Annotated in this window: 23 protein-coding genes and 1 other annotated feature; of the genes, 1 reads left to right on the forward strand and 22 read right to left on the reverse strand. The window is 52.6% G+C overall.

The window, feature by feature from the left end; translation table 11 throughout:
• From QJ48_RS21700 to QJ48_RS21800, 21 genes are all read right to left on the reverse strand, one after another.
• Positions 1 to 356 (reverse strand): iron chelate uptake ABC transporter family permease subunit (locus QJ48_RS21700; protein WP_202813843.1); only part of this gene is annotated, 356 nt, incomplete at its 3' end.
• Positions 346 to 1,431 carry an ABC transporter substrate-binding protein gene (locus QJ48_RS21705; RefSeq protein WP_054975591.1) on the reverse strand — a complete coding sequence of 362 codons (1,086 nt, stop codon included), beginning with the start codon at positions 1,429 to 1,431 and terminating at the stop codon, positions 346 to 348. The genes QJ48_RS21705 and QJ48_RS21700, both read right to left, overlap by 11 nt.
• 2 nt (positions 1,432 to 1,433) lie before the next feature.
• Complete coding sequence (locus tag QJ48_RS21710) at positions 1,434 to 2,285, reverse strand: bifunctional 2-polyprenyl-6-hydroxyphenol methylase/3-demethylubiquinol 3-O-methyltransferase UbiG (protein WP_054975592.1); 852 nt, start codon at positions 2,283 to 2,285, stop codon at positions 1,434 to 1,436.
• Positions 2,286 to 2,503: 218 nt separating this feature from the next.
• Positions 2,504 to 4,399: an arginine--tRNA ligase gene (locus QJ48_RS21715; RefSeq protein ID WP_054975593.1), complete on the reverse strand. Its 1,896-nt coding sequence runs from the start codon at positions 4,397 to 4,399 to the stop codon at positions 2,504 to 2,506.
• 45 nt (positions 4,400 to 4,444) lie between these two features.
• Positions 4,445 to 4,709: a binding site (T-box leader), on the reverse strand.
• 74 nt (positions 4,710 to 4,783) lie between these two features.
• A complete protein-coding gene (locus tag QJ48_RS21720) occupies positions 4,784 to 6,259 on the reverse strand; it encodes a YdiU family protein (RefSeq protein ID WP_054975594.1) in 1,476 nt (491 codons plus the stop codon).
• A 114-nt stretch (positions 6,260 to 6,373) separates the two neighbouring features.
• Complete coding sequence (locus tag QJ48_RS21725; protein WP_054975595.1) at positions 6,374 to 7,291, reverse strand: YafY family protein; 918 nt, start codon at positions 7,289 to 7,291, stop codon at positions 6,374 to 6,376.
• A gap of 288 nt (positions 7,292 to 7,579) precedes the next feature.
• A complete protein-coding gene (locus QJ48_RS21730) occupies positions 7,580 to 8,641 on the reverse strand; it encodes a suppressor of fused domain protein (protein WP_054975596.1) in 1,062 nt (353 codons plus the stop codon).
• 286 nt (positions 8,642 to 8,927) lie between these two features.
• Positions 8,928 to 10,307, reverse strand: coding sequence for an amino acid permease (locus QJ48_RS21740; RefSeq protein WP_054975609.1), 1,380 nt, complete (start codon positions 10,305 to 10,307; stop codon positions 8,928 to 8,930).
• A gap of 450 nt (positions 10,308 to 10,757) precedes the next feature.
• Positions 10,758 to 11,099, reverse strand: coding sequence for a cupin domain-containing protein (locus QJ48_RS21745; RefSeq protein WP_054975598.1), 342 nt, complete (start codon positions 11,097 to 11,099; stop codon positions 10,758 to 10,760).
• 59 nt (positions 11,100 to 11,158) lie between these two features.
• A complete protein-coding gene (locus tag QJ48_RS21750) occupies positions 11,159 to 11,467 on the reverse strand; it encodes a metal-sulfur cluster assembly factor (RefSeq protein ID WP_054975599.1) in 309 nt (102 codons plus the stop codon).
• A gap of 34 nt (positions 11,468 to 11,501) precedes the next feature.
• The gene (locus QJ48_RS21755; protein WP_054975600.1) at positions 11,502 to 12,734 is read right to left on the reverse strand and encodes a hypothetical protein; all 1,233 of its coding nucleotides are present in this window, start codon (positions 12,732 to 12,734) and stop codon (positions 11,502 to 11,504) included.
• Between the two features lie 35 nt (positions 12,735 to 12,769).
• Positions 12,770 to 12,994, reverse strand: coding sequence for a DUF2249 domain-containing protein (locus QJ48_RS21760; RefSeq protein ID WP_054975601.1), 225 nt, complete (start codon positions 12,992 to 12,994; stop codon positions 12,770 to 12,772).
• The gene (locus tag QJ48_RS21765) at positions 12,991 to 13,299 is read right to left on the reverse strand and encodes a DUF2249 domain-containing protein (protein WP_063858136.1); all 309 of its coding nucleotides are present in this window, start codon (positions 13,297 to 13,299) and stop codon (positions 12,991 to 12,993) included. Before QJ48_RS21765 ends, QJ48_RS21760 begins: the two co-directional genes overlap by 4 nt.
• Positions 13,300 to 13,507: 208 nt before the next feature.
• Entirely contained in the window at positions 13,508 to 14,758 is a 1,251-nt protein-coding gene (locus QJ48_RS21770; protein ID WP_054975610.1) for an MFS transporter, read from the reverse strand.
• 125 nt (positions 14,759 to 14,883) lie between these two features.
• Positions 14,884 to 15,006 carry a hypothetical protein gene (locus tag QJ48_RS39250; RefSeq protein ID WP_272948148.1) on the reverse strand — a complete coding sequence of 41 codons (123 nt, stop codon included), beginning with the start codon at positions 15,004 to 15,006 and terminating at the stop codon, positions 14,884 to 14,886.
• Between the two features lie 176 nt (positions 15,007 to 15,182).
• On the reverse strand, positions 15,183 to 15,542 hold the full coding sequence (locus QJ48_RS21775; protein WP_082420625.1) for a hypothetical protein: 360 nt from the start codon (positions 15,540 to 15,542) through the stop codon (positions 15,183 to 15,185).
• A gap of 148 nt (positions 15,543 to 15,690) precedes the next feature.
• On the reverse strand, positions 15,691 to 18,849 hold the full coding sequence (locus tag QJ48_RS21780; RefSeq protein ID WP_054975602.1) for a beta-galactosidase: 3,159 nt from the start codon (positions 18,847 to 18,849) through the stop codon (positions 15,691 to 15,693).
• 12 nt (positions 18,850 to 18,861) lie between these two features.
• Entirely contained in the window at positions 18,862 to 19,755 is an 894-nt protein-coding gene (locus QJ48_RS21785; protein WP_054975603.1) for a carbohydrate ABC transporter permease, read from the reverse strand.
• Positions 19,749 to 20,645 carry a sugar ABC transporter permease gene (locus tag QJ48_RS21790; RefSeq protein ID WP_054975604.1) on the reverse strand — a complete coding sequence of 299 codons (897 nt, stop codon included), beginning with the start codon at positions 20,643 to 20,645 and terminating at the stop codon, positions 19,749 to 19,751. Before QJ48_RS21790 ends, QJ48_RS21785 begins: the two co-directional genes overlap by 7 nt.
• A 13-nt stretch (positions 20,646 to 20,658) precedes the next feature.
• On the reverse strand, positions 20,659 to 22,272 hold the full coding sequence (locus tag QJ48_RS21795; RefSeq protein WP_054975605.1) for an extracellular solute-binding protein: 1,614 nt from the start codon (positions 22,270 to 22,272) through the stop codon (positions 20,659 to 20,661).
• 151 nt (positions 22,273 to 22,423) lie between these two features.
• A complete protein-coding gene (locus tag QJ48_RS21800; RefSeq protein ID WP_054975606.1) occupies positions 22,424 to 23,515 on the reverse strand; it encodes a LacI family DNA-binding transcriptional regulator in 1,092 nt (363 codons plus the stop codon).
• A 193-nt stretch (positions 23,516 to 23,708) separates the two neighbouring features.
• On the opposite strand from QJ48_RS21800, the gene QJ48_RS21805 reads away from it, so the two are divergent.
• A complete protein-coding gene (locus QJ48_RS21805) occupies positions 23,709 to 24,653 on the forward strand; it encodes an aminoglycoside phosphotransferase family protein (protein ID WP_054975607.1) in 945 nt (314 codons plus the stop codon).
• Positions 24,654 to 24,772: 119 nt separating this feature from the next.
• On the opposite strand, the gene QJ48_RS21810 is transcribed toward QJ48_RS21805, so the two are convergent.
• Entirely contained in the window at positions 24,773 to 25,327 is a 555-nt protein-coding gene (locus QJ48_RS21810) for a GNAT family N-acetyltransferase (RefSeq protein ID WP_054975608.1), read from the reverse strand.
• Between the last annotated feature and the right edge of the window lie 258 nt (positions 25,328 to 25,585).

Genomic DNA, 25,585 nt, shown 5'->3' on the forward strand with positions numbered 1-25,585 from the left:
AAAATATCCGGGGAAACCAAAGGATTTCTAAAAATCCCTTGGTAAGCGGCCCCGGCCAATGCCAGCGAACCCCCGATCATAATGGAAGCGATGATCCTGGGCAATCTTAAATTCAAAATAATATTTTCAATGGTTTGATTCACATTTGACGGCTTCCCAAGCAGCTTCGACGATAAAACATCCAAGACATCTGAAATCGGAATACCATATCGTCCTAAGCAAAGCGCTGCGATCGAAAGGACGAACAGCAGGAGCCATAGCATTAAAAAAAACATATACCCTCTAATCTTGTGGAATAACCCAGCCTTTTGCTTTATTTCTTCCATCTTCTGCTCACCCGGTTGTTTATTTAACAACTTCTCCTTTTAGCAGCTGCTCCAGCTGCTGATCGGTCATGTCGAAATTCGAATATTCCTTATAAAACTTTCTCGTTTCCTCTTTCATATCCATCACGAACAAATCGGGATGGAACGTCGCCGCCGCCCACAAAATTTGTAAGGCACTTTCCGCCCCAAAGCGGTCCCAAGCAAAACATCCGGATGGTATTACGAATATTTTATTGTTTTTTACCGCTTTAATTTCACTCCACTCCGGAGTTGTTTTGAAGCTCTGTACAACCTTCTTGCTCCCTTCTCCGCCACTAACGACGATGATGTCGGGATTTTTCTTTAAAATATCTTCCGGGGTCACGGTCACCCGCATGCCTTTCCCCAAATCGGAGGTTGCATATTTCCCACCGCCGTATTTGACCCATTCTTCCATAATGGTTCCGGCGCCTGTAGTGGAGTACATATTATCGACCGCATAATACACTACCGGTTTATCTTCTTCCCGCAAGTTTTTGAACGTGTCTTGAACCTTGTTTAGATTTCCATCAATGTAGGCGACCAATTTATCTGTTTTACTTTTGTAATCATCGCCTAAAATATCTCCTAGAGCGGAAACGGATTGTTTCATTGTTTTATAATTGTTGAACATTAGATTTACACCCTTTAATCCCACTTGGGTGTAGTTTTTTATATTCTCGTCGCTGGCGGTTATGATCACTTCGGGGTCCAGTTTCAGCAGTTCCTCGGGATTCTCTTCTGCTGTTGGAATTTGCTCCAGCTTCGGATAAATAAGCTTATTAAAGGGCAATGTTTTCACATATTTATGTACGCCTACTAATTTATCGCCGGCTCCTAAGAAAATCATCATGGTTGCAGACGACGGCCAGGTATTAACGACCCTTGTTATTTTGCCCGGCAGTTCGACTTCTTTCCCCGACATGCTGACGACTTTTTTGGTTGTCATTGCATTCGCATCACGTTTCGATTCCTCCACCTTAACTTCAGCGTCCGCATGGTTCGTTGCCGTTGATTTTGCGCATCCCGCTACAACGATCGTCATGGCAAGTATCCATAACATGATGTTCATCTTTCCTTTTCTCATCGTTAGACTCCTTCGTATGTAAAATCCACGTCTTCAGGCTTCCACCACATGACATAAGTGGAGGTTTCTCTTAAAAACCGAACGGAACCGTCCTTGCCTTCGATCAAATACTTGTCTACATTTTGCCTGAATAAATCTTCTTGATCCTCGTCCACCGTTCCTAAAGTTCTTAAATCATCATAGGCTTCTTCTTTATTCCGAAAGTTTTTTTCAAACCCGTCTTTCACAATGACGACGCTCGGATCAATCCCCAAGTCGTACAGCATATTAAACCGAATGTTATACCCGAGCTGGCGGTTTTCTTTGAAGTCAAGCTGTACATTCCCTCTTACTCCACGAAATAAGTCCAATTGTATCGATCTTAAGGACGGCCCGTTGGAAAAACTCAAAAGAAAAACATATTTTTTGGCAAGCTTATTTAGTCTTTTTATGTCTTTTAGCGCAACGGTGCGTGATGCAAAAACGACATCATGCTGTTCTAATTTGTTGATTTCACTTTCGTTATTCCAATCCAACAGATGAAAATGAATATTATCCGCCTGCTCTTCTTCGGCGTATTTTTTCGCATAACTTAACATGTTCGGAGATGCATCGATGGCGGTAACGCTGTTCACTTTTTTGGAAATCGGCACACACAATCTTCCTGTCCCGCAGCCTACATCCAGAACACGGTCACGGGGGTCCAGAATCATAGCGTCCACTTGATGTTTCGTATAACTTTTTTCCATTCTGGACATCTTGTCATACATATAGCCGAACGGATCCCAAAACTTAGCCGGATCTACGTCCCTGTCATTTGTTGTCTTGCCATAAGCGAGTTCAAGCATCTTTTCCCAATTGATGATCCCGGCCATTCCATCCACATCCCTTTCAACTCCATTGTTGGTACGAATCACATCATACATATTAATACTAAATAGATTTATTTAATGTGATTATCCGCACCATAACATGGAATTAGTTATAATTAATTATGTTTAGGTATAATTAATTATATTTAATTTTATTTGTGGAAGTCAAAATGTATGTGAATTACCGGGAACATTTGTACGACTCTATCACGTATCGATGTCTACATCCGGTTCGGGGCAGGCAAGCCGAGGATGGATAGCCCGTCGTGCATCGTATCGCGATACCGTCCGACCAGCCACAGACGGAACGGCCGTGTCCCTTCGTCCGCCTTGAGAATCTCGCACGTCGCATAGAAATGGTTGAAAAGGGACGCCAGCTCATACAAGTACGTACAAAGCACATTTGGCGCCAAGCCAGCAACGACTTCCTCCAATGTCTCCGGCCAGTAAGCGAGCTGCTTGAGAACCGCATATTCCTGCGGCGCAAGCCCCTCCGCGGCCGGAAATGCCGCTATCGCAGAGATGTCGCTCATCGCGGTGTCCGCCAGGGAGCGGCCTTTATCCAAAATGCTGCATGCCCTAGCATAAGAGTACATTAAATATACGCCGGTATTGCCGGACACCTCCGTTGCCTGCTCTAAATCAAACACCACTTCCGTCTGCAGATGGAATTTAAGCAAATAGTACCGGATCGCTGCCGCTGCGATCGAACGGCTGTCCAAACCCTCGTGCTGCGAGCGCTTTGCTTCGATAACGGCTTCCATGTGTGCGACAAGATCCGCTACTTTGATGCCGATCCCCTGTCTCCCGGACATCGGGTACGATGACCTGCCGTCAGTCGTGTCGACGCCAAGACTTTCGGCCGTCGCCCGGCTCAGTGATACTACCCCATAGCTGACATGATGCAGTTGAGCAGCTTGCTTATCGTATCCCAATGCCTGCAAAGCCTGCTTCACCATCTGCTGCGGGTATTCTTGACGATGATCGATCACGTTGATCAACATATCCGCTCGCCCAATGTCTTGCTCCACTCCTTGCGCATGCGTGGACCATACCCCATCGCCGAAGGATTGATAGCGGAATTGTTTATCGAGCAAACCGAACTTCCACAGGTGATAGGCAATATCTTTGGCCGTATACGTCAGTATGCCGTTGGAACGCACCAGCACCTTGTCGCTTTGAAATTCCGTCTGTCCGGCTGGATCGGCCTCCTCCGCCGTCTGCTTAAGCACCCAACAGCCGGCCAGCTTGCCTTCGCTTTCTTGCCGGAACAGATCGGTTTTTTGCAGCCTCTCAAACGTCTCCTGCCAGAAGCCTTCACGAACAATGCTGCTCTCCCATACCAGCACATCGTAGTCAATTCCAAACTGCCGCATATCCTCCAGATGCTCCCTGACGATTTGCTCCGCTACCAGCGTACCGAGCCAGGCGATATTGTTATGTCCCAATTCCAGATGATGCAATACGTTCGCCCGTTCCTGCTCCAGCTCGGGCTGTTCGCGGTACTTCCGGTTGATTTCCGCGTAGACGTCCCAGCAAAAATCGCCAAACCGGGAATGCTGCTGCTGTACCGAAGTCCGCAATATTCCGACAACCGTATCGGCCAGTTGGTTGCCCAAATCGTCGATGTAATTGTGAACCTCGACCTGATGGCCCACCCGCTTAAGCATCCTTGCCAAAGTATCGCCAATGCACGAATTACGCAAATGTCCGATATGCGCCGATTTATTCGGATTAATCGACGTATGCTCGATCAATACTTTTTTTAGCTCATTTTCCGGCTGGAAGGCATCCTGGCGATGCGTATTGGCGATCCAGTTCTCCCAGTGAATAAACAAGTTCACAAAACCCGGCGCCGCGACCTCAATACGTTCGAACCATCCCGCAAGGCGCGGATGATCTGCCAGCCTCGCTTTGATCTCGTTAGCGATTGTTAAAGGGTTCTTCTTGAGCACCCGCACCAGCTTCATGGCCAGATTCGTGCTGTACTCCCCGTGCCGGTCGTTTGCCGGATGTTCAATCACGATCGCCAGTTCTTCCGGTACGGCATGCCCTGCTTCCTGAAGAAGCTGCTCTGCAATGTCTTCAAGCGCTTGATGAAGCTGCTTATGAATCATTTTCCCAACCTCCAGATGGATAAAATAAAAAGGCCCCCGTCTCCAAAAAGAGACGAGAGCCTATTGCTTCCCGCGGTACCACTCTATGTGCAAATCGCCAAAATGGCGATTCACCGCTTAATCGTGTAACGGTCCTTGACCGGATCTGCCTACTGCGTGTCGTCACGAAGGCTTGAAGCCTGCTTGACGAGTCCGGTTCGGCAAATCATATCCCGGGTCCGCTTCATCCAAGACCAACGTACCGGCTTCCACCACCTCCGGCTCGCTGCGACTGTTCGTCCTGAACTACTGTCCCGTTCATTTATGTTGGCTTATTCAATTTGTGGCACGATATTAAAAGTAGTTATACCTAAATTGGAACGTATTGTCAAGAACCTTACACGATCACGTGCCGCAAAAGGTGCGGTAAGGACGGTTGGATGGATCGGGCAGCGTGCAGTATTCCGCCTGCTCGGGGGAATGCGCATAGGGATTCGAAAGAGCCTGCACAAGCCGCTCCATTACGCTATAATCCCCCTGCTTCACCGCGGCGTCCAGCGCTTCTTCTACCCGGTGGTTCCGCGGGATGAGCGCAGGATTGCTGCTGCGCATCAACTGCTGCGAGGAAGCCTGCGGCTCTTGCTGCCTGGCCCGTCTTGCCTGCCACAGCTCATGCCATTGGGCGAATTCCGTCGTTCCGTTGAACGCCAACTCCTCGTGCTTATCAAACGTCAAAGCTCGGAACGTATTCGTATAGTCCGCCCGATGCTTCTGCATCATGACGAGGAGGTCCTTAATCAGGGCTTCGTCCTCCGGCTCTTCGTTAAAGAGGCCCAGCTTCGCCCTCATTCCCGCCAGCCAATGACCGGCAAACAGATCAACAAAACCGGAAATAGCATCCTCCGCCAGCTGGATAGCCTGATCCTCGTCGTCATGCAGCAGCGGCAATAAGGCTTCGGCCAATCTCGCGAGATTCCACGCGGCAATCGACGGCTGATTGCCATAGGCATAGCGGCCATGAACGTCAATGGAGCTGAATACCGTTGCCGGATCGTAGGCATCCATGAAAGCGCAAGGACCGTAATCGATGGTCTCTCCGCTCAGGGCCATGTTGTCGGTATTCATCACCCCGTGAATAAAGCCGACGAGCTGCCACTTGGCAATCAGCGCAGCCTGCCGCTGGATCACTTCCCGAAGCAGGGCAAGATAGCGGTTCTCCGCCGCGTCGGCGTCCGGATAATGCCTTTGGATGGTGTAATCCGCCAAAGTCCGGAGCTCCTCGACCGTGCCCCAATTGGCAGCGTATTGGAAAGTCCCGACGCGCACATGACTGGCGGCCACACGGGTCAGAACCGCTCCGGGCAGCTCGGTTTCGCGGATGATTTCCTCGCCGGTCGTCACCACCGCCAAGCTGCGGGTGGTCGGAATGCCGAGCGCATGCATCGCTTCGCTGATGATGTATTCGCGCAGCATCGGTCCAAGCGCCGCCCGGCCGTCGCCTCCGCGGGAATACGGGGTTCTGCCCGATCCCTTAAGCTGAATATCTACCCGCGTCTTGTCGGGGGTGATCTGTTCGCCAAGCAGCAATGCCCGACCGTCCCCCAGCATGGTGAAATGCCCGAATTGATGGCCTGCGTATGCCTGGGCAAGAGGCGCAGCCCCTTCGGGAATACGGTTCCCGGCAAACACCGCTACGCCTTCGCTGCCTCGCAGCGCCTCGGCGTTCAACCCCAGGGACGCCGCTAACCGGTCATTCAGAACGATCAGCTTCGGCGAGCGGACAGGGGTTGGGTCGAGCCTGGAAAAAAACGTTTCCGGCAGACGGGCATAGCTGTTGTCGAAATTCCATCCTGGATCTGTGATTGGTTTATTCTCAGTCATCGGATCTCCTTTTTACCGTTCAAAATAAATACAAAGCTGCCGTTTTAGTGTTTGTTTCTACCAGTTTATTATACACTTTCCAGCGCGCTTGGGCATATGATAAACGGGCGGCGGCTACGAATATATCTTGGCGATCTCAGCGATCTGTTTGCGAAAATCGTCGACCAATTCGGAAGGCGCCAGCAAGGTTGCGTTCGTGCCAAAGCTCATCAGATGCTGAATCGCGCTTTCTTTCGAATAATAGCAGGCATCGGCCAAGATCGTTCCGTCCGGACCGCTCATAAGCTGATCCGGCAAAAATTCGTCCCTTACCCTCGTTTTTACCGCGGCTTGAAAACGGAGGCGTACACGGATGCATGGCGGCGTACCGCTGCGGGCGCGGTCGGCGTCGATATCCTCTATCGATAGCCCGCGGCGGCTAAACGTTTCGGACATGACCCGCACCCGGTTCATACGGGAAAGCCGAAACACCCGCAAAGCGAAACGAACCCGGCAATACCCCCACAGGTACCAGGCATTGCTTTTCAAATACAGTCCCATCGGCTCGACCATGCGCTGCGTTTCCGCGCCGTGAATATCCATATAGTCCAGCTCGACTAATCGGAGTTCCTTGATCGCGAGATGGAGCGTACGAAGGTGTCCCTTTGAACCGGATGCCGGGGCAAAGTCAAGAAGCATCCCGCTCGTATCGAGATCATGCAGCTTATCCGAGATCAAGGCGCCGATCCGGTCCAGAAGCTCCGCCATGCCGGTATCGCCGGTTGCGGACTGCATCCCCCGCAAGGCACTGTAGATCGAGTACAAATCCTCGAGCGACAAGTATTGTCTGTCCAGACGGTAACTCTGCATAATCTCGTACCCGCCGTCCGAACCGGAAAAAGAGACGACGGGAATGCCCGCCCGGTTGATCGTTTCCATGTCTCTGTAGATCGTTCGGAGCGATACCTCAAACCGGGCGGCCAAATCCGTTGCGCTTATTCTTTTGCGGTTCAACAGCATCATCGTAATCGAAAATAGCCGGTCCAGCCTCAAACGAACCTCCTCCCTTCCCAAACGATTCGCGCAAATAAGTACCGGTTACCCCGAACGACACATTTTTTAAATTGTTTTCCCTCGCGCCCTTTATCACGATATACTCTTGCATTGCACTCCCCCCCTCCATTCGATCGGCTGCATCTCTATCTTAAACGACCCTCCCTGACAACTTTATGTCAGGATGCTCTGCTATCGGCAAAAAAAGAAACCGCCGGCAGGACGATTGTCCTGCTGGCGGTTTGCGCTTCGCCGTTTCGATCATGCAGCCGCCAGGAGCAGGCAGCTTTAACCGATAACCTCGACGACGTTCCCTTCGTTATCCTTAATTTGTGTTTTTACAATTTGAATGGCGATTCCCGGTAAAGCAGAGAGTTCAATTACGCTTTCTTTGGGCAGCAATTTCCGGCTGAATTCCCCGGCCGTCACCTCATCCAGCATGAGTCGGACCTCGTCCTCTCCGGCTTCGTAACCCGGTTTCTCCCCCGCTTCAAACACGACCCGGATCTCCGGACCGACCAGCGTCAGACTTTTTCCCTTCAGAATGCGCCCTTGAAGCAGCTTTCCGATGATTCCAGCCTGCTTGGCTCCCAGCTTAAGCGTGGAGGGCGATTTGCTAAACCAGCCCTTTTTCCCAAGCTCCCAAGCCAATTGATCGACATATAAGAAGCCGGTATTTGAGCCTTCCTCCCGCATTCCATTCTGCACGGCTTCGGATATGGCAGGAATATCCAGGTGCGAAGCCCGCTCCAGATCCGTGATGTAATGAGGCATATGATTCAAGCAAGCGGAGAGTACGCCAAGCGTATTCCACGTCTGCATCGCTTCGAGCTCGTCGCGCGTGATGCCGACCATCTGCACAAATTCCACCCGCCCGTTCGGCGTATCGATGGCCGGAAGCTCCGGGTCCTCCACGAAGGCCAAGGCGGTCAGCAGCGTGTCGGCACCCAGGCAAATCGGGCCGTTAGCATCCAAGTAATCGCCCGATCTAAAAATATTGCCGCTGTTAAATACGTATCTCCCCATATTTTGGAGCAGGTTCAGCGCCCAAGCCGGAGGCTCTTCCTCTCCCTCCTCGCGTGCCAGCCGAAAAGTCAATTCAAACCCGTAGCCGCTATCGTCGGGATTGTCCGATTCCTTATCGTACAGCTCCGTAAAGCCATAGGTTACGAAATGCCAATGCGGCGCAGGCTCGTCCGCCTTATACGCACTGATTCCGTCCAGCGGGTCTTGGCCCCCCAAAGAATAGGGCAGGAGCGTTCCGTAATGCTTCGGCTCCTGATCCCCGTAAAGCCTCGACATTTCCCGATCAATGGCGTCCCAGCCCACTGCGTTTGCTTCTTCGTTCATTACCCGTTCCCTCCCAAAAGTTCAGTCCATGCTGCCATAGCAGGCGCTCGGAGCCGTGTCCCATCAAGCTTTCATCGCTGTTCCCTGCAAATAAAATCCTCGAGGGTGGCAATCGCCGTTCCTTCAGCGCCAAGGTAGCCTTGGGCGTAAAGAAACGCTTCTAACATGGTAACCCCAGTTGGAAAATATATCAATACTGCGATGTTCCCGATTTGATATAAAAAAAGCCAAGCGGACCCAGGACATAACCTGAGCTCGCTCGGCGGCATTTTGCTATAGCGGCCTTCTATGCTTCTTCCTCCGCTTCGACTCTTTGCCGTTTTCCTATGCTAAAGACATAATAGCTCACAACGACGATCAGAATGAATGACGCTCCAACAATCAGCGAGACGCGAGTATCGGGGTTAAACCACATTCCGATTAGCACCAGGAACAAGAAAATGATCGTGATGTAGTTGCTGACCGGGAAGAAAACAGATTTGAACGGATGATCTTTCAAGCTATCCTTCCATTTGTTTCTGAACTTAAATTGACTGAAGGCCAGTGCAAACCACGGCATCATTCCCGGAAGCACGCTTGCACTGTAAATATACAGGAACAATTTGGAATCGGGAAGCAGATAATTAAACAGAACTCCGACTAACAATAAAGAAATCGTGGTAGCGATGCTATTCCTCGGGACGCCGCTCCGGGATACTTTGCCGAAAAATTTAGGCGCCTGACCGTTGGAGGCCAACGTATACAGCATTCTTCCCGCACTGTAAATCCCGCTGTTGCAGCCTGACATCGCAGCCGTGAGCACAACGAAATTGATGATGCCCGCAGCGGCGACAATTCCTACCTTGGCAAAGGTCATGACGAAGGGGCTGCCGATCTCGCCGACCTGGTTCCATGGATAAAGCGTGACGATAACAAAGACGGCGCCCGCGTAAAAAATCAAAATGCGCCAGACAATATTTTTGATCGCTTTGCGCAAGGTGAATTTCGGGTTTTCCGCTTCGCCGGCTGTAATTCCAACCAATTCAACGCCTTGATAAGCGGCCGTTACGATGCAGAGGGCAAATAAAAACCCTTTCAGTCCTCCGGCGAAAAAACCGCCATGCGCATAAAGATTCGAAAGGCCGATGGGCTGTCCTCCGTTGCCCAAACCGAAGAAGATCATGGCCGTTCCAATCACAATCATGGCGACGATCGCGACGACTTTGATCATGGCGAACCAAAATTCAAATTCCCCGTAAAATTTGACAGCCGCTAAATTGGCCGCTGCAATGATTCCTACGCCAGCCAAGGCCGGCAGCCATTGCGGAATGTCGGGAAACCAATAGCCAACGTAAATTCCGATGGCGGTCACTTCCGCCATGCCCACCGTTAGCCACAAGAACCAGTAGCTCCAAGCCGTCAAGTAACCGGCCAGAGGGCTGACATATTTATGAGCGAACGTAGCAAAAGATCCGGTGACCGGTTCGAGAAACAGCATCTCTCCCATGATTCGCATGACAAAAAACACAATGATCCCGGCTAAGAGATAGGCCAGCAATACGGAAGGCCCGGCCCATTTGATCGTGCTTGCCGACCCCATGAACAAGCCGACGCCAATCGTGCCTCCGAGCGCAATCAGTTCAATATGCCGCGTCTTCAGTCCTCTGACTAATTGCTTTGATTCCAAAAAAAGCGCCCCCATTCTATACATGTCCATCAAAGCGGATGGGCCAAAAGACCGCCTCTCCCGCTCAAACCTTGTTTTTCCGACCACCTCCAATACCACCAAATTGTATGACATCAAACGCAGAAATACAACTGCCGTGTTTCAGGCAGCCATTGAAAAATGGTGGTTGTACCTCGAATACCCAGTTATAGGGTTATTTTATACATTCAAGAATATATAGTGTTTTCCTCCTGTTCTTGGAGAGCATCCAAGAAATTGTTTCAGCAAAAACGGCCCTGTCCCTTTGATGAACAGTGGCCGTTTTTCACGATCTCAAGCGCTTGACGTCATTCTTGGGCAAACAGCCGGGTCGCGAATTGTACCTCCGGATATTCGCTGTTCGGTCCTCCAAGCAGGCTGCCGCCTTTGTTTTTCAAATATTTATCGAAGAAGTCCAGCGTATCTAGCGCTTTATATTTCCCGTGCGTAACGTTCGTCAGGAATGTTATTCAGATTTACATACAATGTGGCAGGCTCTTGACCGGTATTGGCAAAAGCAAAAGACTCTTCGCCTCCGCATCGCACACAATCCCCCTGCCGGACTTCCGTCTCCACGTCGTCTACGATCATCGTGCCGCCGCCTTGAACGACCAACACATAGACTTGGCTTCCCGGATGCCGGTGTATAGGAAGCTGCTGGCCCGGCATGAAATTCAACGTAAAAATGATGGTTCCGTCCGCTTGGAACAATACTTTTTTCGTAAACCGCTCCTCTTGAAACGGTTGGTGCGCCTCAAGCCTTTTGATTTCCATCTGAAATTCCTCCGTTTCGTCACTTCTGCGTTCCCGCCGGGCCACCTTCCCTGCAGCTCTTACCAAGCGCTCAGTTGACGCTTAGCTTCATCCGTCATCCGGTCCGGCGTCCATTGCGGTTCCCATACGACCTCCACGTTGACGCTGGCGACGCCGGGCTTTCCCTCCAGGGCACGGCGCACGCCGCCGATGATCGTATCGTGAAGCGGGCAGCCGGGCGTGGTTAACGTCATCCGGATCGCAATGTGTCCGTCTTTGATGTCAATACCATAAATCAGACCGAGGTCTACGACATTTACGCCGAGCTCCGGGTCGAACACCAGCATCAGCTGCCGCCGAACCGTATCTTCGTTTACTTGTATTGTCATGACATGCTCTCCTCTCTTTGGGCAAAAGTACCATTTATCTAGTAAATACTCTGGCAATCACACCGATATAGAACAACGCTCCGGCGGATAACGCCGCTATGCCTGTAACGACAGCTGGCGGTTCCATGAATCCCATGCCCGCCACAGCTACCAGCAGCCCCGCAGCCATCACCCACATCCCCGCATCGACGCTGCGCTCGCTGAGGAGGTCGGACATGACGGGTACCCCGGGCCTCCCAGCTTGATCGCCGTATTTGTGCGTCCACCATAGGAACGGGACGATTTTCGACATGTACCCAAGAACCGTAACCGCCACCCATCCCCACAGGTATACCCAACCGGCGATAACGCTCCAGGACAAGCTCCACAGCGTCGAAGGAGCCACCAGCCCAATGCAAAACGATAGGATGCAAAATATAAGCAAAGCTCTGGTGCTCCATAAGGTCCATACGATCCCGCGCCCCGGCGAGGCTTTATGGCTGTGCTTGCGAATGTCTCGAATAAGCCGATCATATGCGAGCAGTGCTGCGACGAGTAGCAAAATGACCCCAAGCGCCAGCCCGGACCAGCCCGGTACTAGAGAAGCCCCTACGCCCAGCAGGACAGCCGCGTTCCACAGTCCGAGGATATAATACTGGGGACGGTCGGAAGCGCCGTGAGACAAATAAAACATCGGCAGCATTTTGTAGCTGAATCCGGTAATCAACAGCCCGAACCAGCCGAGCGTCCCAAGCCAGATATGGGCGGCGAGCAAACGTTCACGCAGGTCAATCCAGAATTGGAACGCAAAGTTTAAGCCCATCGCCAAGCCGAGCAGCCCGGTCAATGCCAAATACAACAGCGCGCAGGCGGTGCTTAGAGTGATCGGATTCCAGCGCTTCGCCTCCCATAGCGTCCGTCCGACATTCCAGACAAAAAGCAGAATGCCGATGACTGCGGCGACGGCTCCGACAGCGATCCATTCGACCCGGCTTTGTAAAAATCCCGCCAGCAGGATGACCGTCCCTCCCGTGAAAAATACATAATGCACATAGCCAAGCATGCGGCTGTAAATGCGGCGTTGAAGCACAACGTCGATAAGCTGGTAGACCGCTCCCATCGCGACCATCGTCGCCCAATCCAGCACCAGCAAATGGATGCGAAACCAGCCGTCGGGGCTCCGGGGATGGTCGATCGCCCAGCCTCCGGCGGTGAAAAGCGATCCCGCATGAAACAAGACAAAGCTGACAATTCCGGTGGCAATAAATAATAGCGGCAGGCGAAACATGTTTTACACCCCCTGCAGAAAGCTTTTTCTGAAAGCTATTTTTTCGTAATAGCGACTTTGGCGGTGCCGTCCGGCTGCGGATCGACTTCATACGAATACTGGAGCCGCCGCAGCTCCTCGATCAAAAACATCGGGACCCGGTCATTGTGAATAACGAGAATGTCCCCATTCCCCATGTCCTCCAGCGCCTTCAGCGTACGCAGCATCGGCTGCGGAGGCTCCAACCCCCGGTTATCCAATTCCGTGACATGGCCGCTCATGATCCAGCCTCCTCATCTTTAGGGATGAAGGCTTGCAGGGACATGGCTTCCAGCTTCGCCCGAGCCCCGGCTCCTCTGGCGAAAGCAGTGATCCAATGATCGTCGCTTACGCTTTCGACCTTGTTGGCGTACCCTTTCACCTTCATGATGCCTAGCAGCGGCGTAGGTTTAAATATCGCATGCAGCACGAACACATCGTCTGACTCCAGTGCCTCCACCGCATCCATAATCTGCTTGAACGGCTCCAGCTTTTTCCGCAAAAATGGCCGTACATCCAGCTCCACTACATTTCCGTTTCGTTTCATATCTCTTCCCCCAATCCATTCGCCGGATCGAAAGTCCGGTCCAAATGAGAATTGTTTTCACTGTATCTACAGTGTAGCGAATTCGGCTGCGCCAGTTTGTGACTGCAATCACAAGATGAAAAAAATCCTGCCAACGGGCAGGATTCGCGGAAAGCGATACGTTTCGTATGATGGTCAATGCGCATTTATATTCATATCGACGCCAGTGTCATGCAGACTGCGCATGCTCCGGCGCTTTACTGTTCATGATCGGCATCATGGCCAGTGCGCCGAGAAGTAGCAGCAGGCCCGCGCCGGTGTAAATCGAGACTAACGGAAATGCATCCTTTAACGCACCGGCGAAAGACATCGAAATGACCATCATCCCGACGAACATGGGGTTCAGTACCCCATTTACCCTTCCTACGATGGATGCGGGCGACCATTTCAGAATCATCGTGCTGATGCCAATATGAATGCAAGGAAATACGAGACCGTTCAAAAACTGCACTCCGAGCGTAACCGGTATGCTTGTCGAATACCCGACGATCACCGTACAAACGCCGCCGATGAGCATGCCTATAGCGAGCAGGAGCTGCGGTGCGACGCGCTTGGCAAAAACGGATACGAGCCCGCCGCCGATCAGCATAGCGGCACCGTACACCATCATAAGATATTGAAGAAATTTCTCATCGCTGCCCAGCCGCTCCGTGACGACGAACAGGCCGAGCGTTTGCGTAATGCCAATGGAAAGACCGGTCAGAATAAATGCGACTCCGAGCATCCGCAGCACTTGACTTTGCCAGACATAACGGAAGCCTTCAACGAATTGTTCGCGGAATTGGCCCTTCACGGCTTCCGTCTGCGATTCCGCCTTATCCTTAGGCAGGCGGGTCAGCATGAGCGCGGATAGCAGAAAAGCAACCCCCATCACCGCAATGGACGTTTCCAGGCCAAACGTGCTGTAGGCGAATGTGCCAAGCATAGGACCGAGCACCATGAAGATGGCCATCAGCGTCTGGAACAAAGCCATCCCTTGCTGCAGTTGCTCTTCGGGCACGTGAAACTTGAACAGCCGAACGGCCGAAGGCTGGGTAAACTGCGAAAGAATGGCCGAGATAAAGGTGACCAGATAGACGGACTGCCAAGACCCGTAATGAACGGTCGCAAGCACGATGAAAACCGACACTGCGGACAGCAGATCGCACCAGATCATCGTGCGTTTCGGCCGCCAGCGGTCGGCAAACGTGCCCCCGATGAATGAAAATATGAAGATAGGCGCAAATTCCGCTACGCTGATCAGCGAAATGGCACTCGGATCGTTGTTCGTCATCTCCGCAACATAAAGAAGAAGCGCGAAATTACGCACCCAAATGCCGATCTGCAGCAGCATGTTGGATAGCAGAATTGTCTGCATGAAACGATTGCGAAAAAGACTCGGGTTTTTAGCGTTTCCCGGTTGATTGTCCAAATTGTCCAGCCTCCTTGTAATTTCCGGCAACCCCCTTTCGAATCGGGCGGGTCGCCTGCTTGCTTCATGTAAAACCTTAGTTCTCGTTAATAAAACATTGTTACGTTATATTGGTTTACTTTGTACAGGCGGGGTTACGCTTTGTGTAGAGACGATTGTGCCGAATCCGCGGGCAAATGCACATTCGCGATTTCACTGAGAGGCAGATTGTCTTTTCGTTTCTGCAAATAAATCTGTCCCAGCCCATGCGGCATCATAACCTTCCCTCCTATCCTATAACCGCTCCAATATCAGCACCCTCGAAAATAATGTAACATAACATTGTTACGTTGTGAAGAGACGATTTTTGTTCCGCGTTAACATAAAAAAGACACGTGCCTTAAAAGGTCGTGTCTTGTGCGGGATTTGGGCTTTTAGAACCCCTCGTTTTCTCTTATCTCGGAAAGCTTCCTTTCGTGTAGGAATCCCACAGGTTATTGACAAATTCGATATCGATCTTGTGATCGAATGCCTTGGCTATCAAGCCAAAGTCGTCCGATGCATACCCTGCCAGCTCCGGGCTCTGAGTGATTCGAAACGTCTGCTTGAACACCGTCTCCCTGATTTCGCGCATCACCGCATCTTCAGACGGATGCATTGCTTCCAGCTTGTCATAGCTGGAACTCCACGCTTCAGCGAATTCAGCTTCATCCCTGGCGTCCAATTCGTCGTCCCAATCCGCATCTTTGCTGAAAACACGCTCGATAAACGTGCCATCTGATATGATCGAAAGTATCTCACTCGCAGCGATCAACGCAAGCCCCTCCTTCCCTCTTCATAGTAATGAAAATGACTTTGTAATTCAATGACTGTAGCGGGTACAACGCCATCCGCACATCCTCACAAATAAAAAATGAGACTGTCACTTGCACACAGTCTCATTTCTCATCCTCAGTGGGACTTTACAGCCACGCCGCTTGTTCGTTCACATGCTCGATTCGCACTTCATTATCGCGATATACAGCAATAAGCTTGCCCGTCACGTCCGCAGCGAACAAGACCGAACGCTCCGCTTCGATGGTAAAACGGTACTTGGTGCCGTTATTCGGGTCCTCAATCTCCACATCCGCAGGGTGAGCGTACTCGGATACAAAGACGAAGAGCGCCCCTCTCGCAAACGAAAGCTTTCGTCCATAAATACCAGTAAGCTCCCCGCCCTGCCGCCACACCATTTCGGACTGCACGCCAGCCGCCTGGGTGACGTGTCTGTACAGCTCGCGAATCGGTTCGGTGCGGTCGTTCAATTCGACCGGCAGCGGACACCAGAATAGGCGTCCCATCCCTAGGAAAATGTCGGTCAGCCGAGTACCGCCGGACGCCTCATCCTCTTCGGGAATTCCTTTGCACAGCTCAGCGATTTTGCGTCGCCCGAACGAGACGGAATGGGCGTTCCCGTCGATCATCAGCCGCTCTTCCCGGCACACGTTCGCTTCCCGGTACGGACCGAACTGCTCGCTGAGACGCCCGGTCGGCCGCCAATATTCATCTAGCCCGAGCGGCCCCGTGAAGAGCAGCGTCCCGCCTCGCGTACGGATATGCTCGACTAAAGTCTCCATCGCCCGGTCGCTGAAATTGTGCGCGCTCGGAACGACGATCAGCTTCGGGCAGCGCTCGGACAATGGCTTAAGGTCGTATTCCCCGACGGCGAAAAACGGACATTTCAGCTCATAAGCAAGCACCCGGGTCAGCCGGGACGTCGCTTCGCAGGCGAGCCGGCGGTTCGAGAAGTCGTTCGAATACGGGAAGACGACGGCGATTTCCTCCGGTTTCCTTCCGGTAAACAAGTCGCGGATTCCGTTCATAAAGCGGCCGAAATCGTACGAAACATCCGCCTCCGGCTTTTCCGTACCGTCGGCCCGCAGGGCGCCGATGTTCGACTCGTTAATGTTGTTCATGTAATAATTCGTGTTCCAGATCCATTGGACCGCGCCTGCGGCGCCGGTAGCAAACGCATAGGCATATTTGCGCTCCAGCAAATATTTTAGCTCGGCTTCGGACCGCTTCGCCCGCCCGTCCGGCGTCTCCAGATACATGATACCGGTTTCCTGCACCAGATTCGGCTTCTCCACCACTTTGGTAAAAATGCCATCCCATACCAAATCGTCATTCAGCCACCAGGAATGAACCGACGTGTAATCGACCTCGGAGCCGTAAAACAGCGGAGACGGACGCTGGCCGCCAAGCGCTTCGTCCTGACCGACCGTAATGAGCGCACCGGGATGCAGCGCACGGATTGTCCCGCTTAGGCTGCGTATCCACTCGTTGTGCATTTCCATCGTAAACAGGGTATAATCGAGCCAAGGCGCTCCCCTTTTGCCTCTCGCCATATCGTGCACGTCGAAGTTGATGTCTTCCGGCGCGGGCGGACTGGCTGCTTCGAAGGACGGCAGCTCGGCCGGCGTCATGCCCCAGCACTCCTGCAGCCGCCGCACCGAGCCGTGCCGCCTCTGCAGCCAGGCAGAATAGGCGGCACGCTCCTCCCGGTCGCGCACCGGACGCGGACCGGCGAACACCCGCTTCGGATCGAACAGCGAAGGCTCGTTGATCAAATCCCAGTGCACGTTCGTCGTGTGCCGGTGCCGCGATACGATGCCGGCGAGAAACCGTTTCTGCGCTTCCACGCTCCGCGGGTCCAGATACGGATTCGCCCCTTCCCACGCCTCCGGCGCAAATGCGAAAAACGTAAAATTCACTTCCAACCCGTGCCTTTTCGCCGTAAGAATAAAAGCGTCGATCGCGCGCAGCGCCTCCTCGGAGAGATGGCCGTCGACGTACATCACCTGCCGGTGCGCCGTCCAGATTCCCGTCCGGATGAAGTTGATTCCGGTCCGCCGCATCTGCGCCATATCCCGGTTCCACACCGACACGTTCGGCAGAAACAGAAATTTCCGCGCCACATCCGAGCTCATATATGTCATGCCGACCACCGGCATCGGACGACCGTCCTTCCAAAAGTAATCCCGGTCGCAGCGCAAAGGACTGCCTGCGCGAAGCAGCTCTTCGTCCGTTCCCCAGAAGCCCTGCCGCAGCACGCGGACCTCGCCAAGGTCGGACTCCGCTCTGCAGACCATATCATACAGCCCCGGCTCGATGGAAAGCGGCAGCAGCAGCTCCGCGAAGCTTTGCTCCCGGGACACGAGGGCTTGAATGTCCCCTGACCACAACGGCTCCGTCGGACTGCTCGCCGCTTCCGCTGTCCGGCCTTCTCGACGGACCTCGATGGCAAAGCGCCAGGAGCGGCTGACTGTAGACGCATCTCCCGTTCGCTGAAGGCATTGCATTTGCAGCTTCAGCTTCGGCCGTTCGCCCGGCTCGTACGAAGCGTAGTTCGTTTTGAGCGTCAGCTCGGTCACGCCGAGCGCGCAGTACGCCGCCCACTTCGCAATTGCGGCAGCCCCGTCCTTTTCCCAGAATGCCGCTGTCGCAAGCTGGTGAACGAACAGCCAGCGGCCTCCGGTGAACTCGCCTTTCGTATTTTCCAGCAGCACCACGGGAGCGGAAACCTCTCTGCCCTCGGACGATACGCCTTTCAAGAGCGGGTACAGATGCGCATCCATCGGTCCGGCCGAGCCGCTTTCGTGCGGCTGATCGTCATGGCGCGTCACGTGGAGAATCAGGCTGAAGGTCGGCTGAATCTCAAAGAGCGGCTCCTGACCGCGCAGCAGAGGCATATCTTCACTGGCCGCCAGCTTCGCGACCGGAGCGGGATCGACCGTCATCGCTTCGTGGATGCGGAGCTGCCGGTGATAGGCCGTTTGCTCGGCTTCGGCGTGCCATGCTCCGTTCTCGCGGTAGACCGGAATGCGGAACGGGGCTCCGCCCATGCTGACAAGCCCGCCTCCCCTTTGCAGAAAATCCAGGATCGCGCCCCAAGCTTCCTTCGGGAAATAAGGGGCATGGAGATTTACCAGGCACCCGGTTGCCATGCCCGAAAGCACCTGCGCCAGCTGCTCCGCCGAAACGACGCGGAAGATGTCGGATAGCTGCTTGGCCCCGGCTTCGTCCATTCGTTCCCCAAGAAAAGGAAACTCCGGATCATACAATACGATAACGTTGTCCATGCTGTCTCCTTTCTAACCTTTAACGGAACCGATCATCGCGCCTTTGACGAAATATTTTTGCACGAACGGGTATACGATCAAGATCGGCAGCGTGGCGACCACAATATTCGCCATTATGATCGTCGATTCGCTAATTTCCTGCTGGTAGGCGATGCTGATGCCCTGGCTTTGCATCGCCGTCGACGTATTGGTCAGCAGATCCCGCAAAACCGCTTGCAGCGCCCATTTGTCCTTGGAAGAAATATACAGGATCGTGGAAAAAAAGTCGTTCCAATACATCACAGCCATAAACAAGGCAATCGTGGCCAGCACCGCTTTGGAGAGCGGGAGCACAATCCGGAAAAAAATGACCAGATCGTTCGCCCCGTCGATATAAGCCGACTCCTCCACCTCCGCCGGAATCCCGGCAAAAAAGCTGCGCATGATGAAAATGTTCCACGCCCCGATCGCCGACGGGAGAATGAGCGCCAAATACGAGTTCAGCATGCCCAGCTCCTTGACGAGCAAATAGCCGGGAATCATTCCGCCGTGGAACAGCATCGTGAACAAAATCATCAGCGTAAACAGCTTCCGGCCCCGCAAGCGCGATTTCGAGATCGCGTACGCAGTCGCCGCCGTTATGAACGTGGCGAGCAAGGTGCCCGTCAGCGTAACGACGAGCGAAACCTTGAAGCCGGAAAGCACGGCCGCATTGCCGAGCACCGTTTCGTAAGCGGCAAGCGAGAAGCCTTTGGGCAGGAGGAACAATCCTCCGCTTCCCGCCAGCTTTGCATCGCTTAACGAATACATGATCACGTACCAGTACGGGTAAAGCATGATAACGACGAGCGCCAGCATGAACAGCGTGTTGGCCGCTTGGAACAGCCGGCTTCCGGCAGACGGCTTTCTTTTCAGCTTCCTCACCATAAGCCCTCCTCGCCGAACCTTTTCGCCAATTGATTCGAAGCTGCGACCAGGATCAGCGCAATGACCGACTTAAACACGCCGGCCGCCGCCCCCAGGCTGTAGCTCGCGTCCACGATCCCTTTGCGGTATACGTAGGTATCGATAATATCGGCTACATCCATGACCAGCGGATTGTACAGCAGCAGCGTCTGCAGGAATCCGGCGTCCAAAATGTTGCCGAGGCTCAAAATAAACAGGATGACGATCACGTGGCGGATCGACGGAAGTGTGATGTTCCACATTTGCCTGAACCGGCCTGCCCCGTCTACAATGGCGGCTTCGTACAGCTGCGGGTTGATTCCCGAAATGGCGGCCAAATATATGATCGTGCCCCAGCCGACCTCCTTGTAAATATCGGTAGCGACCAGAATGGAGCGGAAATACGATTTTTCGATCAGGAAGTCGACCGGCTCGCCCCCGAACCAGCCCATCACCTGATTGACCAGCCCGTCCACCGGATTCAAAAAGATGATGATGATCCCGGAAAAAATAACCCACGAAATAAAGTGAGGCAAATAAACGACGGTTTGCACGAACCTCTGAAACACGAGCTGCTTGACCTCGTTTAACAAAAGAGCCAGCACGATCGGCGCCGGGAAGCCCCAGATCAGCTTCAGCGTGCTGATGATCAGCGTGTTCTTGAACACGTTCGTGAAGTCCAGCATCGTGAACAGCTTTTCGAACTGGTAAAACCCGACCCAGTCACTGCCTCCGACGCCCTGCAATATGTTGTATTCCTGAAAAGCGATGACCAAGCCGTACATCGGGATATATTTGAACACGACGATGAACAGCATACCGGGCAGCAGCAGCAAATATAAGTACTTGTCCCTGACCAGATCTTTTAGCAAGAGGTTTTCCCCCTTATTTGTAAGGCTTAATTTCTTTGTCGTACCACGTTAAAAATTCCGCATACTCCTGCTTTTGCGCTTTGTACAGGGCGTTGGCCTCTTCCTCTACCTTTTTGCCGCCCATGGCATAATATTTGTCGACAAACTTGTCGAATTCATCGATACTCTTCTTGCCGGAAATGATGCCGTAGAACACTTCGTCCCGCACTTTCTCGATGTCCTTGATGTACTCCTTGAAGGCCGGGCGATCGTTCGTTTTGAAGCGGACCACCAGCTCCCGCAGCGGCTTGGACGTCGCCTCGCCCTTCTTGAACAAGTCGATCACCTGCGGAATGTTGGAAATGTTCGCTTCGTCCTTGCGGCTCAAATACCAGGTGTAGTTGCCGATGCCGAGCTTGTTCTGTTCGTCCGGCGTCAGGAGCGATTGGAACTGGCCATTCTCTATCTTGTAATGCTCGCCTTCCTTGCCGAAGCTGACCAGCTTGAACGTTTCGGGAGAAGCGATCCGGTTCAGCGCTTGAACCGCGCCTGCGGGATCTTTGGTCTTGCTGGTCACGCCGATGAAGCACCAGCCTCCGACCGCTTCGGGATAATCCGAGCTGAAGCCGTCCGGGCCTTTGACCGGCGGAATCGCGAGCAGCTCGCCCGAGGGATTGTTCGCTTTGAACGATTTGTACAGCGTGCTGGACGGGTTGAAATAAGCGATCCAGCGGTAGAAGGAGCCGACTTTGCCGCTTGCGGCGATTTCCTCGAACTTATTGGCGTCCGTATTGCTGATCGTCCGCGGATCAATGAGCCCTTCCTTATACATGCTCTGCAAAACCTTCAAAGCTTCTTTCGTCTGCGGAAGTACCGCGCCGTATTTGACCGTTCCGTCGGCCTGCACCATGAATTCGTTCGGAATCGACTTGTACGCGAAGAAAATCGGCGCGAATGTGCGATATTCCGCCGAGCCTGCGATCCCCGGGCCGGACAAGCCGTACGTGTCGTCCTTGCCGTTACCGTCGGGATCTCGCTTGGTAAACGCTCTCAAAACTTCGATGTATTCATCCACCGTCGTCGGCACCTTCAGCCCGAGCTTATCGAGCCAGTCCTTGCGGATGATCGTTGTCATGGAGGTCGCTTCCGCTACGTCTCCCGGCAGGCGGTACATCTTTCCTTTTTCATAGGAGTAGAACATCGTTTCCGGAGAATAGTAATTCAAAATCGTTTTCCCGTGCTTCTGGAGGTAAGGAACGAGGTCGACGAGCGCGCCGGATTTCACCCAGTTCGTGTATTCCTTATCCATGCCGTACCACCACTGAATGTCGGGCATGGTGCTTTTGTCGCTCATGTTCAAATTGATTTTCGTCTGCGCATCTTCCCATCCCGGCAGGAAAACGCTCTCAAGTGCAACCGGTTTTCCCAGCGCCTTCGTCAGATCCTCTTCCAACGCTTTTTCCGTCCAGGAATTCGGCGTTTTCGCGCCGCCCATCAAAGCCATCGAAAGATTAAGCGATGCGTCTGACGGCTTGGACTGCCCGCTGCCGTCGGCCGAGCTCGCCGCCCCGTTATTTCCGCCGTTCTGGCAGGCAACGAGACTTGCGGTAAGGAATGCTACAGGAACAATAGCCTTTAACTTTTTCAAATGGATGACCTCCTGTAAGAAGAGAATGTAAACCCTTACAAACCTACTAGGTTCATCATAAACAAAAAACGCAACATTGTAAACAAAAATTTTACATTATCATTTACATCGTTGCGTTTTGTAATATTACAGTGTGCAAAATCACATTGAGTTAAGGGGAAACGCTCGAGGCTGCCGCAACCGGCAAGGATGTCGGTACCGTTGAGGTTGAATCGTTATAGATCACTTTCGTGCCCAGACGGACTAATTCGTAAGGCCGCGCAGGGTTGTTCATGCGCCACAGCAGCTCTTCGGCCGCGCGGCGGCCCCAATCCTTCTCGTCATAGTGCACGGTGGTCAGCGCAGGCGTGACAAAATCGGCATGCTCGGAATGATCGAACCCGGTCACGGCGATTTGCTCCGGCACCTGAAAGCCCTTGTTTCGCAAATATTGAATGACGCGGATGGCGATCGTATCGTTCGCGCAAACGAAAGCCGTCGGAAACGCTTCGAGGCGTTGGAATACGTTTTCGATATCGTCGTAATGATGGTACTGCGACGGATTGGGACCGGTGGCGCAGTAGTCCGGCTCCAGAGTCAAGCCCGCGTCAAGCACCGCCCGTTTAAAACCGAGCCACCGCTCCATAAACGAACGGCAGCTGGTGACATCGCCTACGAAGCCCAGATGGCGGTGCCCCCGTCCGATTAGATGCGTCGTCATATCGTATACGCTGTCCTCGTTTTCCACCAGTAAAATATCGGCATACAGAGCAGAGAACGAAAGGTCCGGGCGGGCATCGAGAAATACTTTAGGCAAATCCACGGAGGCCAGAAGATCGGTATATTCCTTGCTGAGATAGCCGCTGACGATCAAGCCGTTCACCGACCGGTTTACAACGCACGAAGGCAGCGAAAGCTTGGCAAGCTCGTCCGGTTTGATGAAATCAAACAGCAGCTCGTAGCCGTTCTTGGCCGTGATCTCCTCGATCCCCTTGATGACTCCCATCCAGAAGCCGTTGTTGGCAGGGGTAAATATGTTCGTGATGAAAGCGATGCCGCCTCTGACCGTCGCGTTTGCTGCCTCCGTCTCCTCCGCTGCCGTTGCATCCACGGATTTGTAGCCGAGACTGGCAGCCGCTTCGCGCACCTTCTGCTTCGTCTGCTCGGAAACGCTTGCATGATTGTTGAGCGCCTTGGACACCGTATTTCGCGATATGCCGAGGAGCTTGGATATATCGTGGGTAGTTACTTTTTGTTTTTTCATCGGATCTCTCTTTCTTCCCCGTAGTACGAACCATTTTTTAGTCTATTCCTTTAAAATTGTATGATTCCCCTTCTTTTTTGTCAACTTGTTTTGTAAACTTAATGCATCATTTTGTAAAGGTCGTGCATCGGATTTGGACCCTGCCCCTTGTCATGTTTTATAATAAAGCTACAATTTCTTGCAGGAGGAGCTTATGGACAAGATCCCAATCATTTTGAAAGAACACTACGATCTGGAGCTTACCAGTATTTTACCACAACGGGGCGGCTGGGCGGCACTTGCCTTTAAAGTATGCAGCGGCAAGGATGTCTTCTTCTTGAAGGTCTACGAAAAAAACCGGGCGTCGACGCCGAAATGGACGGCGCTCATTGACAAATATGTGCCCATCACGGTATGGCTTATGCAGCACAGCGGCTTGAAAGGCAAGCTTCCCGTACCCGTGCCAACCAATACCGGAGCTTACAAATGTGAAGATGACGAAGGAATTTATTTGCTGTATGAATATATCGAAGGAGAAACGATTGGCGAGAAAGCTTTAACCGAGGGGCAGGTTGGCGAGCTCTCGAACATGATCGCGGAGCTTCATTTGTACGGGGAAGAAACCCCGGTGGAAACGAAGGCGTTGAAGGAAGACTTTACTGTTCCGTTTTTGCCGCAGATGAGGAATATGTTGGGACGGAAAGTTCAAGAGCTTCCTCCTGACGTAAGGGAATTGATAACCCCTCACCTGAAACAAATGAATGGACTGATAGATACCGTCGAGAAGCTGTCTGCCGATTTGAGGAGCAGAAATTTAAGAATGGCCCTGTGCCATACCGATCTTCACCCTTGGAATCTGATGCAAGCCGGTCGGCAGCTGATGCTGATTGACTGGGAAGGGCTGAAATTGGCTCCTGTCGAAGCCGATCTGATGTTCCTGGTTGACGAGCCTTATTATGACGATTTTGCCAACATCTATCGGCAGGTACATAACGATTTTGCAATCAATCCTGAAGTGCTGCAATTTTATCGGTACAGACGCAAATTGGAGGATATCTCGGAATTTATGGAGCAGCTCTTGTTTGACCGGCAAGAGGCGCAGGAACGGACGGCGACACTCAACCATTTGAGCAAAGAATTAAATGAAATAAGCGGATAATTGCTGCATAACAACAAAAAAGAGGATAGACCCTGCAAGGGGGAGCGTGCTTGTTCTGCCCAAACCTTCCCCTCCTCCCTTGCATTCTTTACCCTCTTCGTAAACCGGCGCTAAGCGCCTTATTCAAACATCAGATACCAGTAGATCGCGATTTCATCGCTTTGTTTATCGATGCCTTTGTAGACGTAAGAATCGAACCCTCCGATGACGAAACCGCAGCTTTCGTAGAACTTGCATGCGCGGACGTTGTTGCTTTGCGTTTCCAGCATGACTCCCGGCATGCCGCCGTCCTTCGCCCAGCGCTTCGCCTGCTCGATCAGCTTGCGGCCGATGCCGTATCCTCTGTAGCGGGCGTCGACTTTGATATCTTCGATATAGGTATACTTGTTCCAGTATCGTTTCAAAATCATATGCCCCGCGACTTGACCGTCTGCGAACGCCAAATAGACGATTTGATCCGGGTTGCCGATGTAGTCCGAATAATCCGCCTCCGTGTCGTCTTCCAACGGTTCGTCGGCGTAGCTTTTCTTATACGCGGGTATCTCTTTCACCGTATAGCCGATCCGCTGTCCTGCTAATGTCAGGACAAGGGTAGAATCCACGATAAAGCTTCCGTCGAGGTCCATCCATCGCTCTCCGTCCCCAGCCGTCAGTTCTCTGATCAAAATATCCATATTCGTCCTCCCAAGCTAAAGTTTTAAAAGATGGCGAATAGGATGCGGCGGGGGACCTCGGACTTAACGGAACACATATTTCTCTTTCATGGACATGTCCTCCCGGTAAGGTTTTAGCCTGTTGAGAAACTCGCTTCGCGTATAGAACTCTCCGCATACGCCGGTGGGGTATATCCCTCCAGCCGCTGCCCTCCCCCGGAAAGTGAAGTAGCACTTGGAAGCTTATTCCGATTACTTTCCGGGGACCCCCTATCTACC

It is taken from the genome of Paenibacillus sp. A3 (assembly GCF_001399685.1).
GTDB lineage: Bacteria > Bacillota > Bacilli > Paenibacillales > NBRC-103111 > Paenibacillus_G.

Coding starts and splice junctions, on each gene's coding strand:
- QJ48_RS21810 (WP_054975608.1), bottom strand. CDS start 25,327: ATGGATATTTTGATCAGAGAACTGACGGCTGGGGACGGAGAGCGATGG.
- QJ48_RS21805 (WP_054975607.1), top strand. CDS start 23,709: ATGGACAAGATCCCAATCATTTTGAAAGAACACTACGATCTGGAGCTT.
- QJ48_RS21750 (WP_054975599.1), bottom strand. CDS start 11,467: ATGACAATACAAGTAAACGAAGATACGGTTCGGCGGCAGCTGATGCTG.
- QJ48_RS21745 (WP_054975598.1), bottom strand. CDS start 11,099: ATGGAAATCAAAAGGCTTGAGGCGCACCAACCGTTTCAAGAGGAGCGG.
- QJ48_RS21800 (WP_054975606.1), bottom strand. CDS start 23,515: ATGAAAAAACAAAAAGTAACTACCCACGATATATCCAAGCTCCTCGGC.
- QJ48_RS21785 (WP_054975603.1), bottom strand. CDS start 19,755: ATGGTGAGGAAGCTGAAAAGAAAGCCGTCTGCCGGAAGCCGGCTGTTC.
- QJ48_RS21705 (WP_054975591.1), bottom strand. CDS start 1,431: ATGAGAAAAGGAAAGATGAACATCATGTTATGGATACTTGCCATGACG.
- QJ48_RS21755 (WP_054975600.1), bottom strand. CDS start 12,734: ATGTTTCGCCTGCCGCTATTATTTATTGCCACCGGAATTGTCAGCTTT.
- QJ48_RS21760 (WP_054975601.1), bottom strand. CDS start 12,994: ATGAGCGGCCATGTCACGGAATTGGATAACCGGGGGTTGGAGCCTCCG.
- QJ48_RS21720 (WP_054975594.1), bottom strand. CDS start 6,259: ATGACTGAGAATAAACCAATCACAGATCCAGGATGGAATTTCGACAAC.
- QJ48_RS21780 (WP_054975602.1), bottom strand. CDS start 18,849: ATGGACAACGTTATCGTATTGTATGATCCGGAGTTTCCTTTTCTTGGG.
- QJ48_RS21715 (WP_054975593.1), bottom strand. CDS start 4,399: ATGATTCATAAGCAGCTTCATCAAGCGCTTGAAGACATTGCAGAGCAG.
- QJ48_RS21710 (WP_054975592.1), bottom strand. CDS start 2,285: ATGGCCGGGATCATCAATTGGGAAAAGATGCTTGAACTCGCTTATGGC.
- QJ48_RS21730 (WP_054975596.1), bottom strand. CDS start 8,641: ATGAACGAAGAAGCAAACGCAGTGGGCTGGGACGCCATTGATCGGGAA.
- QJ48_RS21765 (WP_063858136.1), bottom strand. CDS start 13,299: ATGAAACGAAACGGAAATGTAGTGGAGCTGGATGTACGGCCATTTTTG.
- QJ48_RS39250 (WP_272948148.1), bottom strand. CDS start 15,006: ATGATGCCGCATGGGCTGGGACAGATTTATTTGCAGAAACGAAAAGAC.